This window comes from Coleofasciculus sp. G3-WIS-01, assembly GCF_040223135.1.
Taxonomy (GTDB): Bacteria; Cyanobacteriota; Cyanobacteriia; order Cyanobacteriales; family Coleofasciculaceae; genus Coleofasciculus.
Genome location: NZ_JAVJZI010000239.1, coordinates 40,157 through 57,181 on the forward strand (window position 1 = coordinate 40,157; position 17,025 = coordinate 57,181).

The following is a 17,025-nucleotide window of genomic DNA, read 5'->3' on the forward strand; positions in this document are numbered from 1 at the left end:
AAAATGATTAGTCAACAGTTAACGGATGACACTAATCAGGCTTGGTTAATCGAGAATCCTTGAACCAGCCGCGACGCCAAAAAAAGAAGCAGAGAGACGCCGCGATTGTGATCATCACTCCCCAACAGGCAAAGTATCCCCAACGCCAGGTTAATTCTGGCATATATTGGAAGTTCATCCCATAAACCCCAGCGATAAAGGTGATTGGAATGAAAACCGTTGACATTACGGTCAATACTTTCATCACCTCATTCATTTTATTGCTGACTGAGGACAAGTAAACATCCATCAAACCCGACGCCAATTCTCGATAGGTTTCCACCATATCCAAAACCTGAATCGTGTGGTCATAACAGTCTCGGAGATAAATACGAACATCTGAACTAATCAAATCACTACCGTCGCGAATTAGTGAATTAATCGCACTGCGTTGGGGCCAAATCGAACGGCGTAACGCCAGTAATTCCCGACGAACCTGGTAAATTTTCTCCAGAGTTTGATGACTAGGGTTGAGAATTACTTCATCCTCTAAAGCCTCAATGCGTTCCCCATAGTCTTCTAGTACGGGAAAAAACCCATCAATGATCGCATCTAAGAGCGTATAAGCCAGATAATCCGCACCCGCTTGACGTATTTTACCCTTATTTGCCCGAATGCGATCGCGTACTGGTTCAAAACAATCCCGTTCTGGTTCTTCCTGAAATGTCAGCAAATAGGATTTCCCTAAGATAAAACTCACTTGCTCAATCCAGAACCCATCTTCTGTGGGTTTAGGCATGACCATCTGGGATATAATCAGTAACTGGTCGTTGTAATCCTCCAATTTTGGGCGCTGAGGAACATTAACAACATCCTCCAATAACAGGGGATGTAACCCAAAAATTTGTCCCACACTTAATAAGATATCTTCACTGCCTAACCCCTGAATATCAAGCCAAGATACAGAGTCACTCGTCAGGTAAGGTATACAGGCGTCTGGGGTTAAATTCGTGACGCGATTGGCATGGCTTTCGTTGTAGTCAATCAGAACGATGAATGACGGACAAGCATCTTCATCAATGCTTAAGGTTCCCGGTAGACTCCCTGGCTTATCATAGAAATACTCAAATAGATCTTCGTCGTCATCGTTATCATCTGATTTTGTGGCTAACCTGCCCCCTGGGAAACGTCGTTGTGTCATTTAGCGCTCCTGAGTGTTTATCCTTAGGTTAAGGATTATTCCGTGACTTGGCAAAAAGATTTAGTTTAATCCATTCAACTTCTTCTTTTAATCCGCCAGTATCCATCCAACCTACATATCCAGCAAATTTACAGTTATCTTTATCATCATAAACATAAATATAATGAACTTGAACCGGATTAACAACGAGGTATAGGATTCCACTCTTATCTGGAAAATTGAGCGACTGTAAAGTTCTATTGGTCGGACTATCTTTGGTAAAATCCAACATTTTCTTGGTCATGCCGCGAACTTTATCTAAACGATTAATCACATCTCGGATAATCCCTTGACTTCCCAGCATATTAGACGTAACTATATTAGCAGTTTGGGAACAATGCCAATAAGAACCATGAGCATCAGCGACACCTAATGCAAGTGCTGCTTCAAATTGACCAACAGCACGGGCAGCTTTTTCAGCTAGATTGGCATCAGTCGAGATATATTCATCTCGAAAAAAGATGTTATCAGAGAGTTGGAGATTTAAGCTTGACCGCAGCGGATAAGCAACCAAATCTGAGGAATGAATGATATTTCGCCATCTTAGCGGTTGGTTTTGATAACGATTGGCAAATTGCTTAAGTTTGTCGGGACTAACCTCTAACATCATATTCAGGAATAAAATGGGTGAGCCCATTGTTGTTATGCTCTTGAGATGCACTTTTCTGATGTTTCCAGACTCGCTCAAGCCATGAATCACGGCTCGAATATCATGAACTGGGTCTTCAGTGCTGAATCTATCGGAAAATAAGATATCCCATAGGATAACACTTCCCAGCGAGTGAGTAATAATATGGAGTTCTGTTTCTTCAGGATTCTTGGTCAGAAAATCGGCTAGCTGTTGAGCAATCAGATTTCTGATAGCAGCACCGCGTTCAGGATTTAGGTAACTTAAAAAATCTCCGCCGAACTCCGATAGGAATCCTTCCCGAAATTCTCGATAACGGAAAATATCATCTGGGCGAGTTTGAGGATATTCTCTCTTAAGTTCCTGCAAGTCTTGATGAATACAGTTCCATATCTTGCCAACATCATTTAGGACATTTGCCCAAAAACAAGAATAAAAATGGGGACGAGATTCTCCTAGTTGATCAAACTCTTCCTGAATGAGACGTTGTAGTGGATCGGCATATCTGACGTTGGATGTGGCAACACCGTGAATAAAAAAAACAAGCATAGTTTAATCCTTCTCTGCCATTGTCTCATCCAGTGTTACCCAAAAAATAGGCGATCGGCAAATCCCAGACTGTGGATGTCGTCTCCCACAAATCAGATGTAGGGGCTGATTTAGCCGTTCAATTCGGATACTGCTGATAACTGGAGTTGAGACTACGACAAATCAACTCGAACCTAAACCAGAAGCTGAGAAAGAAGAAACATTACTGAACAAAAAGAGATTAAGAGGCTTTTTTCGTCGGTTTTTTTATCGTGCTTTACCTTTTTTGACCGGCAAGCTACCTCCACAAAACATGAAGTGAAGCGAATTCTCCTGGGTCTTCCGTAGTTGGTGTGCTAAATTGTTAGTTTGAGTTGCTAAAATATTCGACAGCAAGAGCTTTAGCCATTTATCCCCTAATTTCAAGTTGTTTTGAGGAGCTTAGGCGCTACATTCTTTATGGTGATTGCTTTTAAGATATTAAAACTGATAGTTTAGCACACTAAGTACGGAAGACCGGATTTCGTTGGGTTTCCTACGTCAACCCAACCTACAACCTATTCCACAATTTTAGCTGGGTCACGGCAGTAGGGTGGGCATTGCCCACCTTACTCTCTGTCTTGTAAGCTATCATGCATTTAAATTGGGCATTAGTAGGGAGCAAGATGCTCACACGACAAAGATTTCGTCATTATTGGCATTAAGGTTTAAATGCCGAACAGCAAATCCCAAAAAAGCAGCCTGTCCAACTAGACAAGCTGCTTCAGTCATGAATTATAGGAAACGGGTGAGGACTACATCATACCCATGCCGCCCATGCCACCCATGCCACCCATGCCGCCCATGCCGCCCATGCCGCCCATGCCGCCCATGTCAGGCGCTGCGGACTTCGGCTCAGGTTTCTCGACAACCAGGGCTTCGGTGGTTAAAACCATTCCGGCAATGGAACCGGCATTCTGAAGTGCTGAACGCACAACTTTAGCGGGATCGAGAATACCCGCAGCAATTAAGTCTTCCAACTTGCCCGTTGCCGCATTGTAACCAATATTGCCTTGGCTCTCTCGGACTTTCTCGACAATCACCGCACCTTCAACCCCTGCATTATCTGCCATCTGACGCAGGGGGGCTTCTAAGGTTTTGGCAACAATATCCGCACCGATTTGTTCTTCAGCATCCAGGCTAGCTTTGATGGCATCAACCTTAGAAATTAAGCGAATCAACGTGGTTGCACCACCAGGAACAATCCCTTCATCGATCGCGGCTTTGGTGGCATTCAGGGCGTCTTCAATCCGCAGTTTGCGATCTTTGAGTTCTGTTTCTGTGGCGGCACCCACTTTAATCACTGCCACACCACCGGCAAGTTTAGCAATCCGCTCTTGCAGTTTCTCTTTATCGTAGTCAGAATCGGTTTCGTCAAGCTGTTTGCGGATTTGAGCAATGCGCTTTTCCACTTCTGACTTGGTGTCACCACTGGCGACAATGGTGGTTGAGTCTTTGTCAATGGTGATTTTCCGCGCCGTTCCCAGCATATCAGTAGAAGCGGTATCTAAGGTGAGACCGATTTCTTCGGAAATGAGCTGACCCCCAGTCAGAACGGCAATATCTTGCAGCATCTGCTTGCGGCGATCGCCAAATCCTGGCGATTTGACGGCGGCGACGTTGAGAACCCCCCGTGCTTTGTTTACCACCAGGGTGGCTAAGGCTTCCCCTTCGACATCTTCAGCGATAATCAGTAAGGGTTTGCTGGCACGGGCAACTTTTTCCAGGATGGGAACTAATTCTTGGATGTTATTAATTTTTTTATCAGTAATCAGCAGATAGGAATCTTCAAATTCCACCGTCATCCGTTCCTGATCACTGACAAAGTAGGGGGAGAGATAACCCCGGTCAATTTGCATCCCTTCCACGACTTCAAGCTCAGTGGAGAGCGATTTTGACTCTTCTACGGTAATTACTCCATCCTTGGTTACCTTGTCCATCGCCTCGGCAATCATTTGCCCGACTTCCTCGTCGTTCCCGGCTGAGACGGTGGCGACTTGCGCGATCGCATCGCCAACTACGGGTTGAGCCATGGACTGAATTTCTTTAACCAGATGATTAATGGTTTTCTCAATCCCTCGACGTACAGCCACTGGATTGGCACCTGCGGCAACGTTTTTGAGTCCTTCCCGAATCATTGCCTGTGCCAGAACGGTAGCGGTTGTGGTACCATCGCCGGCAATTTCTTTGGTCTTGGATGCGACTTCTCGAATCAGTCGCGCCCCCGTATTCTCTAAGGGGTCTTCTAGTTCAATGTCTTGGGCGACGGTGATACCATCATTAACAATCTGGGGAGCGCCAAAGGACTTCTCTAGCAGGACATTCCGCCCTTTGGGTCCAAGGGTAATCCGGACTGCATCTGCTAGAGCATTGACTCCCCGCTCTAAAGCTCGCCGTGATTCTTCGTTAAACGAAACGATTTTTGCCATAGGGTTCCCAATACTTACTCGTTACTCCATTAGCAAATTTAGCACTCTTGTTACGTGAGTGCTAATTCTTTTGCGGTTCGGTTATTACGGTAGAAGGCAGAAGGCAGGAGGCAGGAGGGTAAGAGATTGTGTGGATTCAGCGCTGCAACTCAGTCCCCGTTAGGATAGAGAGAGTTGAGTTGCTTTTTAATCGTTATGACAGAAACCAAACCTTTTGACGAAATTATTCAACGACTGGATGCCCTTTCTCTAGAGCAGTTGTTAGAGGCTAGGATAAAAATCGATAGTTTGATTCAATCAAAATATACCTTAATGAAATCAAAAGATTTATTGAATATCGAGAATATTCGTAAGGATAATATTCCAGTATCTCTTTATCGAGATGTTTGTCGAGATATTTTGGCAAAACTTGAAAAAATACCTGATTCAGCCTATACAATCTCGAAAATATCGAACTATCCAAGTGTTAATTATAGCCTGAGTTCCATTGACCAATCTTCACTCCCAAAAACAGAAGATGATTCCCTAAAGGATGTCATCGAACTGGTCAATGGCTGGATGGCTGATGAGTCGGGATACGACGAAGAAACCTATCCTCAAATTGCGCTCCAAGACTTAAGCTAAAGTTTATCAATTCGTCATTCGTCCGTTATCGGTGGGGAGGGCGGGTTTTGTTGTTCCGTTATTGGTGGGGAGGGCGGGTTTTGTTGTTCCGTTATTGGTGGGGAGGGCGGGTTTTGTTGTTCCGTTATAGGTGGGGAGGGCGGGTTTTGTTGTTCCGTTATTGGTGGGGAGGGTTAGTTTTGTTGTTCCGTTATTGGTGGGGAGGGCGGGTTTTGTTGTTCCGTTATTGGTGACTAGCTAAATTAATTCCCTAAACCCGCCCCTACAGATTCCCTAAACCCGCCCCTACATCTTCCCTAAACCCGCCCCTACATCTTTTGACAAATGACATACAACAAATTAAACAATTGGCGGAATCGTTAATCCTTTAAGCGATCGCGCTTTTTCCAGACTCAACCCTTTACTCTGTACTAGCACCATGAATCCCCCCAATCCAGTCGGGTCAATCAGTTGATGTAAAGCATCCCGACGCCGCATAATTCTGATTACATCCTGCGCCCCTGCGATTGCTTGTCCCTGCTGGTTTCCGGCTGATAGTGCCGAAATGCGATCGCCTAATCCTAATGCCATTAAGAATAATCCTTGTTTGGTCAATTCTACGGGTTGTAATCCGGAGAGTTCTCCTTGTCGTTCCAATGCCGTAAAATTGACATGGGCGGTCATGTCTTGTTGTCCAATATTGACATAAGGATTATCATGATGGCGGTGTTGGTAATAGCATTTTAAGGTTCCCTGATGTCGGACGGGTAAATAATAGCGATCGGCAGAATATCCATAATCAATGGTCAGCAAAAATCCTTGGTTTAGCTTACTCGCAATTGTTTTAATCCAATCTAAGGCTGCCAAATTTACTTCACTCCGATAGCCATCTGGATAGGCTCCCGAATATAAATCAATTCCCATCCATTGAAAATAGTCCTTCAACTGAGGTGTAGAAAGATCATCGATAACTTCACCAAAATGAATTTCATTGGTTTCTGTCATTATCGTTGTCACATAGACTTCCTGAAGCTGTCCCTTTTCCAGTACCACTTGATGCACCGGAAATGCATCCACGAGTTCATTCGAGAAACAACACCCAATAATTGAATGATCGGGTAGGTCATCAAAGGTACACCAGCGTAAGGGCAATTCAGGTATATTGAGTTGATTTAAAACTTGTTGTTGTTTCTTAATTAATCCCGCTGCTTTTTCGATAATGATATAGTCTAACGCGGCAAAACAGTCTGGATACTGTCGATGTAAATAGGTTAAAACATCAGCCGCAACCAATCCTTGACCCGCCCCCATTTCTACTAAAGTGAAGGGTTTAGGCTGTTCCAGAATTTCCCACATTTGGGCAAACTGTTCCGCCAGTAATTCGCCAAAATCATGACCCAGATGGGATGAGGTAAAAAAGTCGCCTTCGGAGCCAATATTAACTGCACCTGTAGCATAATATCCCTGTTGGGGATGATAAAGGACTAAATCCATATAGTCGGCAAATGAAATACGCTGATTCGGTGTCGCCGCAATTTTATCGGCAATTAGCTGTCTCAGGGATTGTTCCTTTTGGGATAATGACATAAGTGCAGATGGGGTTTGTAGTAAGCGCTGGACTCGCGGCTGGCAGGCTTTGTGCCTACTATAGCGATCTTACTATTGGTTTTTACTTTTAGGACTTACGCAAAGCCTCTATTTGTAGTGGCGTGGCACACCTTAATTGGTGGATTAGAATTGTAGGGGCGCATGGCGTGCGCCAGATTCAATGGTCAAATCTATTCCACAATTTTAGCTGTGTCAGTCCAGTAGCGTAACGCACTTTACCCCCATAAGTGATGTTGCTGCGTCAGTCCTGACTTTAATTTCTAACCCTGAATAAAGTCAGCTTCAGTAATTAAAGAGTCTGATACACCTAAAACTGTCACCAATACTTCACTGGTGTTACTATCACTAATTAAGGTACTGTAACCATTAGATGTAATACTTAACTGCCCGAAAGTTAGACCATTGGTGAGTAAAAAAGAATCCTCACCATCGCTGAAATCAAAAATCAGATCCCCTGTATTTTCTAGAGTCGTAGCATTATCATCTCCACTCACTGGGTTATCATTCACCGACGCGATCGCAAGATTAACGGCTGCACCTGAAGCGAATAGGGAACCATCAGCGGCATTCCAGATAAAGCTAGTGGTGCCATTGAAGTTAGCATCGGGAGTAAAGCTGAGGTTATCTAGGTTGGCGGCAGCAATCGTTTCCCCTGGGGTTATAGCGGTACTATTTAAACGGAGGATACCGTTAGCCGGGAGAGACAGAATATTAATCTGGCTGAGACTATCTCCTTCAGCATCATTAAATACAGTGGTAAAGTCAGTCGCCGTGAACGAAATCGTCGTGTCTTCATCCCCAGTTTTGTTAATGGTACTCAGGGTGGGTGCGTCGTTGCTGCCATTAATGGTTACGGTGACTGTGGCGGTATCGATGCCACCGTTGCCGTCGTCTAGGGTGTAGATAAAGCTGTCAGTTGCGGTTTCTCCTTGGCTAAGAAAAGCGAAGGCTTGATTGGGGTTGTAGGTGAGGGTATTGTCGGCATTAAGCGTGACGGTGCCGAGGGTATTGCTGGTATCGAGACTGGCGAAGGTAAGAGTATCATTGCTGTCGATGTCGCTGTCATTGTCTAAGAAGCTAGCTGTGGTGAAAACAGAGTCTTCGTTGATAGTGAAATTATCATCATTGGCAATGGGACTATCGTTAACGCCGTTGAGGGTAATGTTAACGGTAGCATTGTCAGTGTTGCTGTTACCATCGTCGATTGTGTAGCTGAAGTTATCGATAGCTGTTTCTCCGACAGCCAGGAATTCAAATTGACCATTTGGATCGTAGTGGAATGTGCCATCACCGTTATTGATGACTAAACCTAAAGTGGTTGTGGTATCGAGGTTAGAAACGCTGATTGTATCGCTAGAATCGGGGTCATTGTCGTTGTCTAAAACATTGGCAGTTGTGAAGGCGGTAGCTTCATCCGTACTGAAGTTATCGTTGTTAGCAGTGGGAGTTTCGTTAACGTCATTAACGGTAATCGTGAGGGTTTGACTATCGCTACCGCCATTACCATCATCAGCCGTAATTTCTACGTCGTAACTGTTATTTCCATCGGCATCTAGGGGAGACTCGAAGTTGGGAGGATTGTTAAAGTTTAATTCTCCGGTATTGGCGTCAAGGGTAAAGAGACTACTATCGGTTCCTCCGGTAATCCAGAAAGTGGGAATATCGCCATCAGGATCAGTTGCAGTAATGGTAGTAACTAGAGTCGTGTTTTCATCTAGGTTAGGAGTGGAGTTAGAAGTAATTCTGGGCGATTCGTTAATGTCATTAACAGTAATCGTGAGAATTTGACTATCATTACCGCCATTACCATCATCAGCCGTAATTTCTACATCATAACTGTTATCCCCATCCGCATCTAGGGGAGACTCGAAGTTGGCAGCGTTGTTAAAGCTTAATTCTCCGGTGTTGGGGTCAAGGGTAAAGAGACTACTATCGGTTCCTCCGGTAATCGAGAAGGTGGGAATATCGCCATCAGGATCAGTGGCGGTAATGGTGGTAACTAGAGTCGTGTTTTCATCTAGGTTAGGAGTGGAGTTAGAGGTAATCGTGGGAGATTCGTTAATGTCATTAATAGTGAGGATTTGACTAACTCCATTATTGTCAGTTTCGTTATTTAATTCAAAGACTTGATTCCCGGCATCAGTTTGGACAATGAAAAAGTAATCACCATCAATTCCTTGGGGTAGCGTAACGGTAAGACTATTACTATAACTATCGCCTACATTGAGGAAGCTGGGATTCGTTGTTGAACCCAATAACGTATCATTGTTATCTAAGATTTGGTCTAGAGATAGCCAGACTTGATCCGTCCAAATCGGTGTACTGGTAGCCGCCGTGCCGTTATTGGTGACAATCCATTCGATAACGGTTTCCTGACTAGAGAAGGCTGTTGTTGGCGTCGTAACACTGGTTACTTGCAGGTTAGGAGTAGGGGACAATTCTAGGCTAATTGCCTGGTCAGCGATCGCGCTGTTATTATTGTCCTCAGTAAATTCAAAAATTTGGTTATTTGTATCTGTGTTAACGACGAAATAGTGATCGCCTGCTAAATCAATTGGCGGCGTTACTATCTGGGTGCGAGTTATCGATTCTCCGGGTGCAAGAGTCCCGGTAAAAGTAAAGTAATCCAGGAATTGATCGTTACCAACTGTGAGATTATTAGACAGGAAAACTTGGTCAGTCCAAGTGCCACTAGCTGTCCCATCCCCTTGATTCGTCAATGTCCAAGAAACCTCTATCCCCTGTCCTGAGAAGCCTGTGGGAGGAGCGCTAATATTACTGACAATTAAGTCGGGTGTCTGCGGAATTGTCAGTTCAATTTGGGTTGAGTTAACATTATTGGTTTCATTCGTCTCGAACTGTTGCTCAAGGTTATCCGTCTGAGCTAAAAGGAAGTAAGTCCCCGCCTGAATGGAGTTATTTAAGGGTAAAGTAACCGATACTGACTGATTGTAGGTTTGACCTGAAGCGAGAGTCGTTGGAGCGAATTCGGTCAGTAAGATAGTATCATTTGTACTGATGGTATTATCACTAGAAAGAAAGACGCGATCGCGCCATGTTCTGGTAGTCGTTCCTATTCCTGAGTTGGCAACTTGCCAATCAATAGTAATGGTATCACCAAAATTGGCTGTTGCTGGTGCAGTTATGGAGTTGACTACCAAGTCAGCAGGCGCATCAATCTGAATCGGAATCGCCGTAATATTATCCGTTTCATCTGTTTCTTGTTGTACCTCAGTACCATCAGCCTTAAACAGGAAGAAATAATCCCCTGTAGCAATTTCTGGGATAGTCGCATTGTGGTTAATGGTATAGTCATTTCCCGCTGCCAACGGTGTAAACGAACTTGTATATTCGCTCAGTAATAAAGTATCCGAACTATCAAGGGTTGTATCTTGGGAAATATAGATTCTATCCCACCAATTTGCTCCTGCCGTTGCCGTGGTGCTACTATTAAATACTGTCCAAGACAGAGTAACTGTTTCATCTGCCGCTACCGATGTTACTGGATTCCCATTAGCATCTGTTACTTGTGCTGCTGATACTTCTAGGTTAGGTGTAAGAACATTGAAGGGAACAATTACGGTATTGTCATCATTATCGGTTTTTCCCAAGAGCATTTTTCACCCCAACCTCGCTTCTCGCATACGTGGCATATAGTTTTTTTTAACATAAATTTGCATTGAAGCATCATCTTTACAGAATCTTTACTAACCTAGTCCTTAATCTTCACGTAATCTTCAAGAAAAAGCTATTGACAACTTTTCCTTCAGGAGCTTATCCCTGTAATGAATATACCCATGTCTGATCCTCAACATGAATCAGCAGAACACAAGAAGCGATCGCCGAAACATCAGTTATAGCGCTACGCGGGGAGGGAATAGGCAATAGGCAATAGGAAAAAGTAGAGACGTAGCATACTACGTCTCTACTGACAAGGAATTGAGCGATTTTAATTTTTGGAGCAGGGGAGCAAACAAATGACCAATGACGAATGACAAAGGACAAATGACCAATCTTGTCAATACACCAAATGGCTGAAAAAAGTTAAAAGAAATGGCTGAGGCAGTAGCATATTGATCCCGAAGACAATTATAGATAACTTTCTTAACAAAATGGAGAATTAGCATCAAGGTTTTTTGTCCAGAACCTAGATCACTCCTCCAAGCTGTATCTGCTTTCCCAACTACTTGCTTTCTCACCCCCCTAAAAAAATGACAACTGAAGGAAAAGTTCTCGCTATTCTTTTGATGCAATTTAATCTGCCTCCTGTCCCTGCGCTGAAAGCTGTGGACTCTTGGCTGAGAGAGCATCCCCAGGAAAATTGGGACACATTGAAAGAGTTATTAAAACGGAAAATAATAACTATGGTTAACGGAAAGTTGACAATGGTGATCCAAGGGAGTAACTCCAAGCAGGATAACGTTGTCACCCAATATCATAGGGGTCAATCTATCCGTTATTCTCAGCCACGACAACCTCAGCCACCATTAGTCCAAACCTATCGATTTCGTGGGGTAACGTATCATAAAGTTGAAGATCCTCCGATTCAGAACTTTAGGACGATTAATCAAACCATTCCATCAGAGGTTTCTAGAGCCAACCCTAACGATGATATACCCACCTCTGATTCTCAAGTCGTGAACTTTAATGAATACGCCGAACGCAAGAAGCGATCGCAGGAAAATCAGTTGAATCATCGGGAGCGCTCAGGAACCTAAACAGACATAAACCCACACAGAAGACACAAAGATTCCTCTGTGTTCTCTGTGCCTCTGTATTTCTATCCCCTTCCTACAATAAGTAGATTAATCCTTATCCTGCAAAAACGCTTCCACCTCGGCTGCGGTTGGTTGAGCCGCGATCGCACCAGGTTTTAGACTCGTCATTCCCCCAACCGCACTGGCGTATTTGACGACATCTCGTGCTGACTCTGGCGTCGCTAGACATTTTAATCCGTTTTGACAAAGTTGGTGAACAAAGCCCGCGACAAAACCATCACCCGCCCCTGTGGTGTCTTGCACATTCATGGTAAAAGGTGAGAATGTGCTTTCCTGTTCACCGAGACAGTAGGTTATATCTTGCTCCCCATTAGTGACCAAAACTCCTTCCACTGAATCTAGACGATGGGTAATCGCCCCCGCATCTGAGGTATCAAAGAATAACTCGGCTTCTTCTTTGGCTATTTTGAGAAAATCGATTTGCTTGACAACTTCCTCAATCAGTGGTTTTGCTTGAGTAGGATCTGACCAAAACATGGGACGCCAATTAATATCCACCAATACTTTGACATCATAGCGATCGGCAAGATCCAGGGCTTTGTAAATCCCTTGTCGGGTTTTGGGATAGGCTAACTCTAGGGTACCCAAAACTAAATAATCAGCCCCCTCAAATAAGGATTCGGGTAACTTAGAAGCATCAAGGAAGGCGTCGGCAAATTGGGATGTGTCGAAATCACCAAATCCAGCAAATTCGCGATCGCCTGTTTCTTTTCGCAGCACGTAAACCTGTCGGGTTGGTGCAGTGGGATGACGCTGAACACCACTACTATCCACACCCACATCCTCTAATAATCGGATAAGCTGGTTTCCTGGCTCATCGACTCCCACAGATCCGATAAAACCCGCCGGGGTACCCAACTTAACTAACGCACAAGCCACATTCGCTGGCGCTCCCCCAGGGTAAGGCGTCCAGGATTCGACTTGTTCCAGGGGTCGCCCCACCTGATTGGCTAGGCGATCAAATAAAATTTCACCGAGGCACAGAACACGGGGATTAGTCACGGCAATATATACCTCAACCTTTCCCTCAGACTACCAGAGGCTTTACCCCTAGTTAAAAAAAATCTCTCAAACCATGATGATTTATGGCGTGTAGGTATCCCAGAGTTCGTTAGAATTAAAAAGGCATAAGTAAATGTACCAAGGGCAAAATACCTATGGCTGGTGGCAAGTCGGATAAGTCAGTTTCTCTCTCAGACCGCGAATTACAGATTGTAGAACTGGTCGCCGCTGGTTTAACCAATCAGGAGATTGCCCAAGATCTGGAAATCAGTAAGCGTACTGTCGATAATCATATTAGTAATATTTTGCAGAAGACCCATACTGATAATCGGGTCGCACTGGTGCGTTGGGCGTTGCAGTGGGGTAAGGTTTGTTTGAATGATATTAATTGTTGCACGTTACCTCCCAGGTCGAATAACACTGATGAGGTGGTTTCTTAGAACACAGAGATGGGGGAATGTACAGACGCGCCATGACCCGTCTATGTGTAGGGGCGGGTTTCACTATTAACGGGAAGGTTTTCACCCAGATGTCACTAAACCCGCCCTGTCTAAATTATGTTGTATTCCCTGTTAAGAGTTCCCTGACAAATGACAAATGACCGACTGAGTAAACCGTGGTGGAAAATTCCCCTCCTAAATCGCTCCGGAGCCGTCCGACTCGCTATACTGAGTATCATCCTTTTACTTGTCATCGTTGGCGCGTGGTTCCTGATGATCCGAATGCCTGGAGAAAGTTATCAGGGTGAACTCCCACCTCTGACTCAAAACGAAATCGCCTTGCAAAACGCTCTTGAGCAAGATGTGGAAAAACTGGCGGGTGAAATTGGACGGCGCAACTATTTGTACTATGACGGTTTAATCGCGGCGACTGATTTTTTCGAGAAAGAATTATCACAAGCTGGGTATACAGTCAAGGGACAGGGATACGAAATAGACAATCAAACTTACTACAATGTAGAAGTCGAAATTATTGGTACTGAAAAACCCGATGAAATCATTGTCGTTGGGGGTCACTACGATTCAGTCTATACCAGTCCGGCGGCGAATGATAACGGTACGGGCGCAGCCGCAACTTTAGAACTGGCGCGTTTATTTGTGGGGAAAAAGCCAACTAGGACTCTGCGTTTTGTAGAGTTTGTGAACGAGGAACCGCCCTTTTTCCAGACAGATAATATGGGGAGTCTAGTCTATGCTAAACGATGCCGCGATCGCAAGGAGAATATTGTGGCGATGCTGAGTTTGGAAACGATGGGTTATTATTCTGATAAGATTGGTTCTCAGCGCTATCCGTTTCCCTTAGATCGGATTTATCCCTTACAAGGAAATTTTATTGCTTTTGTCGGCAATTTAGGGTCAACAAAACTTGTTCACAACGTCGTTGAATCCTTCCGCCGCCATGCCAAATTTCCCTCTGAGGGTGCGACGTTACCTAATTTAATTCCCGGTGTGGGTTGGTCAGATCAGTGGGCATTTTGGCAGCAGGGTTATCCTGGTGTAATGGTTACAGATACGGCACCTTTTCGCTATCCCTACTATCATACTGACGAAGATACGCCCGATAAAGTAGACTATGAACGATTAGCGCGAGTTGTTGCTGGATTAGAAAAGGTGATTACTGAATTAGCCGGAAATAAAGTTACATAGGGTCTGCTGAATAAGTATTGTGGTGGGGATAGGTGTTAGGTATTAGCCCTACCTAAGAAAAGTTTGTCATAGTGATAGATCTACCATTAGCTGTTCCTCGAAAGCAACTAACATTGTCACTTGGATAAAAGTAGTTATAGCCAACGACTAAATTACCCCTTTTTTCTAAGATAATATACTGTTTATTCCGGTCAGCAGTATTGGCGGTTATCAAAGTAATGCAGTATACTTATTTTCTTTGCTACCCGTTCCCTATTTCCTAAAAACCTTTATCTGTTCATGTTCGCGTTTTTACCCATTTTCCCCCTCGCCCAAGCTACCCCTACACCCCCACCCCAAGTGGAGATTGTACAACCGCAACAAGTGCGTCCGTTACCGGGACAACTGGATCAGATTCCCGTTTTCAATAGCAATAGTCCGGAACTCGTCCAAACTGAGGGGATATTACTCTCTACATTTCCTGGGAACAACAAAGCCACTCCCAGCGCCCACTTAAACTTCCCCTTTCAGAGACGCTTTGATATCTTTGCCCACCACGTTGCTAAAGCGCCAACACCTGATGATTTACGGACGCTTTATCAGGGAATACTTGTACATAATCCTGGTACAGAATCGGTCACGGTTGATATTTTGCAAGCGGCTAGTTATTTGAGTCAACCCGATGCACCGTTTATCCAGTTACCCTCTCAAGTTGAGAATCCTCAAAGTACAGTGTATGCAGGTCCTGGTAGTCGGGTAATGAGTGATATCTTGAGAGGATATCGCCAAGCCCAGTTTCCGCCGCAAGTGGTGATTCCGCCTCAAGAAAGCCGTATGTTACTCAATTTACCAATTCCCGTGAAACCATTGGAACCGCCAATTAATGGTCGTTCCACGTTAATGCGGTTACGCAGTGATGGACAGGTATATCTGGCGAGTCTCGCCCGTTATGCACCCACTGATGAGGCGGGAAATGAACGCGCCCCCACCCTGGTAGAATGGCAGCAGCTATTGGATACAGGGGAATTAGCCGGACCACGCGATCGCACTCCTACTCCACCTGACTCGACAACGGGTCAAATCATCTATGGTCGGGTTGCAGGTGTGGCTCAAGGATCACAGTGGCAAACTCAGTTAACCGATAGTCCCACCTCCCAGGTTTTAACCATTCCTGAACCAGGAGACGCCTTTTCCTATGGATTGAGTACTTTACCCGGTGGACGTTTAGGTACAGGTCAAAGTCAGAGTGCGCGGATGCTGGTACGGTATCCCGATACTGCCTATTTTGCCCATGGAAACTATGGAGTGCAATATGGTTTAACCTTACCCTTAGTGAATCCGACAAGGGAGACGCAAACGGTGAGAGTATCCCTGCAAACACCTCTGAAACAAGAGCAAATTCAGCAGGGATTACGCTTTCTGGAACCACCCGCGCCCCAAGTCTTTTTCCGAGGAACGGTGCGACTGCGCTATAACGATGATGCGGGATTACCTCGGACAGGGTATTGGCATTTAGTTCAACGACGGGGACAAAAAGGGGAACCGTTAGTGACGCTGTCTATGCCACCATCGAGTCAGAGATTGGTGCAATTTGATTTTTTGTATCCGCCAGATGCAACGCCGCCGCAGGTTTTGACGGTGGAAACGTTGGGGGTAACGGATGTTGGACAAATGGCGAATGTCAAATAAGCCATAACAAGCGGTAGGGTGACATCCTCCCACACCAAATTGAAAATTATGGTGTGGGCTTCCCCAAATCACTTTGAGGATTTCCTGGTTATTCCCCTTGGGGATTGCGCCACTTGCCTAGATTGAGTTACCTCAACCCCCGGTAGTTCGGCTGCACAGGCAGTTTCCTTTCCCGATAGCCCATCGGTACCAATTAACTTTATTCCTCGGTTTCTGATTACCTGACCGCTGGCAACATCCCTATCGGTTTTGTAGCCGCAGTGAGGGCAATCATGTACCCGAACACTTAGGTCTTTTTTGACTTCACCTTTACATTCAGGACACTCCTGAGAAGTACCCCTGGCATCAACAACACCAAGTATGGGCGAAGCATTTGGGGTGTTTTGTGAACAGGAAGTGGCATAAGTATAGTACGCAATTGCTTCGCCCCTACACCCCACGCTTCCAACACACATATTGGGTAATGGTACGAAATTGACCAAAACCCGCATAAAGCATCTGCTTACCCAACATCCCTTTGGCGCTAACTCTATAGTCTAAATCTTCCATGAAAACCATATCGCCAGCATCACAAAGGGCGTGAGCTTGCTTGAAGTGAAAATCTTTCCTGATGTTGTCAATGTAGTGGTGAAGTCGGGCAACTTTGAGTCGTTTTTTCTCGTAATTTTTTGACCGCTTCTGTTTCCTAGACAGCCTACGTTGCAGCAATTTAAGCTTGCTTTGTAGTGTCCTAAAAAACTTAGGCGGCTTGACAACAACGCCATCGCTGGTCGCCAGTAAGGGCGAAGCATTTGCGGAGATTAGTGAACAGGAAGTGGCATAAGTATAGTACGCAAATGCTTCGCCCCTACACCTATGTCTACCCCAATTGGGTGTC

General features: G+C 44.9%; 11 protein-coding genes and 1 pseudogene. 5 read left to right on the top strand and 7 right to left on the bottom strand.

The genetic code is table 11. The features are described from left to right. Positions 1 to 31 precede the first annotated feature (31 nt). The 3 genes from corA to groL all read right to left on the bottom strand — a co-directional run bounded on the left by corA (position 32) and on the right by groL (position 4,843). The gene (corA, locus tag RIM23_RS24515) at positions 32 to 1,180 is read right to left on the bottom strand and encodes a magnesium/cobalt transporter CorA (protein ID WP_446370182.1); all 1,149 of its coding nucleotides are present in this window, start codon (positions 1,178 to 1,180) and stop codon (positions 32 to 34) included. Positions 1,181 to 1,208: 28 nt separating this feature from the next. Further along, positions 1,209 to 2,396: a hypothetical protein gene (locus tag RIM23_RS24520; protein WP_446370184.1), complete on the bottom strand. Its 1,188-nt coding sequence runs from the start codon at positions 2,394 to 2,396 to the stop codon at positions 1,209 to 1,211. A 773-nt stretch (positions 2,397 to 3,169) separates the two neighbouring features. Further along, a complete protein-coding gene (gene groL, locus RIM23_RS24525) occupies positions 3,170 to 4,843 on the bottom strand; it encodes a chaperonin GroEL (protein WP_446370186.1) in 1,674 nt (557 codons plus the stop codon). Positions 4,844 to 5,038: 195 nt separating this feature from the next. Here groL and RIM23_RS24530 point away from each other — a divergent pair, with 195 nt between their 5' ends. Beyond that, entirely contained in the window at positions 5,039 to 5,467 is a 429-nt protein-coding gene (locus RIM23_RS24530; protein ID WP_446370188.1) for a hypothetical protein, read from the top strand. A gap of 339 nt (positions 5,468 to 5,806) precedes the next feature. On the opposite strand, the gene RIM23_RS24535 is transcribed toward RIM23_RS24530, so the two are convergent. Both RIM23_RS24535 and RIM23_RS24540 read right to left on the bottom strand, forming a co-directional pair. Further along, complete coding sequence (locus RIM23_RS24535) at positions 5,807 to 7,033, bottom strand: class I SAM-dependent methyltransferase (protein ID WP_446370190.1); 1,227 nt, start codon at positions 7,031 to 7,033, stop codon at positions 5,807 to 5,809. 281 nt (positions 7,034 to 7,314) lie between these two features. Continuing rightward, complete coding sequence (locus RIM23_RS24540; protein WP_446370191.1) at positions 7,315 to 10,671, bottom strand: tandem-95 repeat protein; 3,357 nt, start codon at positions 10,669 to 10,671, stop codon at positions 7,315 to 7,317. A gap of 594 nt (positions 10,672 to 11,265) precedes the next feature. On the opposite strand from RIM23_RS24540, the gene RIM23_RS24545 reads away from it, so the two are divergent. Then, the gene (locus RIM23_RS24545; protein WP_446370193.1) at positions 11,266 to 11,772 is read left to right on the top strand and encodes a hypothetical protein; all 507 of its coding nucleotides are present in this window, start codon (positions 11,266 to 11,268) and stop codon (positions 11,770 to 11,772) included. 87 nt (positions 11,773 to 11,859) lie between these two features. Here RIM23_RS24545 and RIM23_RS24550 read toward each other — a convergent pair whose 3' ends face one another. Continuing rightward, a complete protein-coding gene (locus tag RIM23_RS24550; RefSeq protein ID WP_446370195.1) occupies positions 11,860 to 12,834 on the bottom strand; it encodes a carbohydrate kinase family protein in 975 nt (324 codons plus the stop codon). 155 nt (positions 12,835 to 12,989) lie between these two features. On the opposite strand from RIM23_RS24550, the gene pedR reads away from it, so the two are divergent. From pedR to RIM23_RS24565, 3 genes are all read left to right on the top strand, one after another. Then, entirely contained in the window at positions 12,990 to 13,274 is a 285-nt protein-coding gene (gene pedR / locus RIM23_RS24555) for a photosynthetic electron transport-dependent transcriptional regulator PedR (protein ID WP_446356443.1), read from the top strand. A 150-nt stretch (positions 13,275 to 13,424) separates the two neighbouring features. Then, entirely contained in the window at positions 13,425 to 14,480 is a 1,056-nt protein-coding gene (locus RIM23_RS24560; RefSeq protein ID WP_446370197.1) for a M28 family peptidase, read from the top strand. Positions 14,481 to 14,759: 279 nt separating this feature from the next. Beyond that, the gene (locus RIM23_RS24565; protein ID WP_446370199.1) at positions 14,760 to 16,148 is read left to right on the top strand and encodes a DUF3370 domain-containing protein; all 1,389 of its coding nucleotides are present in this window, start codon (positions 14,760 to 14,762) and stop codon (positions 16,146 to 16,148) included. A gap of 68 nt (positions 16,149 to 16,216) precedes the next feature. Here the strand turns inward: RIM23_RS24565 and RIM23_RS24570 are convergent. After that, positions 16,217 to 16,928 (bottom strand): annotated as a pseudogene (locus tag RIM23_RS24570) (RNA-guided endonuclease InsQ/TnpB family protein); the annotation flags it as partial. Positions 16,929 to 17,025 lie beyond the last annotated feature (97 nt).

Bases quoted from the DNA above. Each gene is read 5' to 3' on its own strand.
- corA (WP_446370182.1), bottom strand. From the start codon at position 1,180: ATGACACAACGACGTTTCCCAGGGGGCAGGTTAGCCACAAAATCAGAT.
- RIM23_RS24520 (WP_446370184.1), bottom strand. From the start codon at position 2,396: ATGCTTGTTTTTTTTATTCACGGTGTTGCCACATCCAACGTCAGATAT.
- groL (WP_446370186.1), bottom strand. From the start codon at position 4,843: ATGGCAAAAATCGTTTCGTTTAACGAAGAATCACGGCGAGCTTTAGAG.
- RIM23_RS24530 (WP_446370188.1), top strand. From the start codon at position 5,039: ATGACAGAAACCAAACCTTTTGACGAAATTATTCAACGACTGGATGCC.
- RIM23_RS24535 (WP_446370190.1), bottom strand. From the start codon at position 7,033: ATGTCATTATCCCAAAAGGAACAATCCCTGAGACAGCTAATTGCCGAT.
- RIM23_RS24540 (WP_446370191.1), bottom strand. From the start codon at position 10,671: ATGCTCTTGGGAAAAACCGATAATGATGACAATACCGTAATTGTTCCC.
- RIM23_RS24545 (WP_446370193.1), top strand. From the start codon at position 11,266: ATGACAACTGAAGGAAAAGTTCTCGCTATTCTTTTGATGCAATTTAAT.
- pedR (WP_446356443.1), top strand. From the start codon at position 12,990: ATGGCTGGTGGCAAGTCGGATAAGTCAGTTTCTCTCTCAGACCGCGAA.
- RIM23_RS24560 (WP_446370197.1), top strand. From the start codon at position 13,425: ATGACAAATGACCGACTGAGTAAACCGTGGTGGAAAATTCCCCTCCTA.
- RIM23_RS24565 (WP_446370199.1), top strand. From the start codon at position 14,760: ATGTTCGCGTTTTTACCCATTTTCCCCCTCGCCCAAGCTACCCCTACA.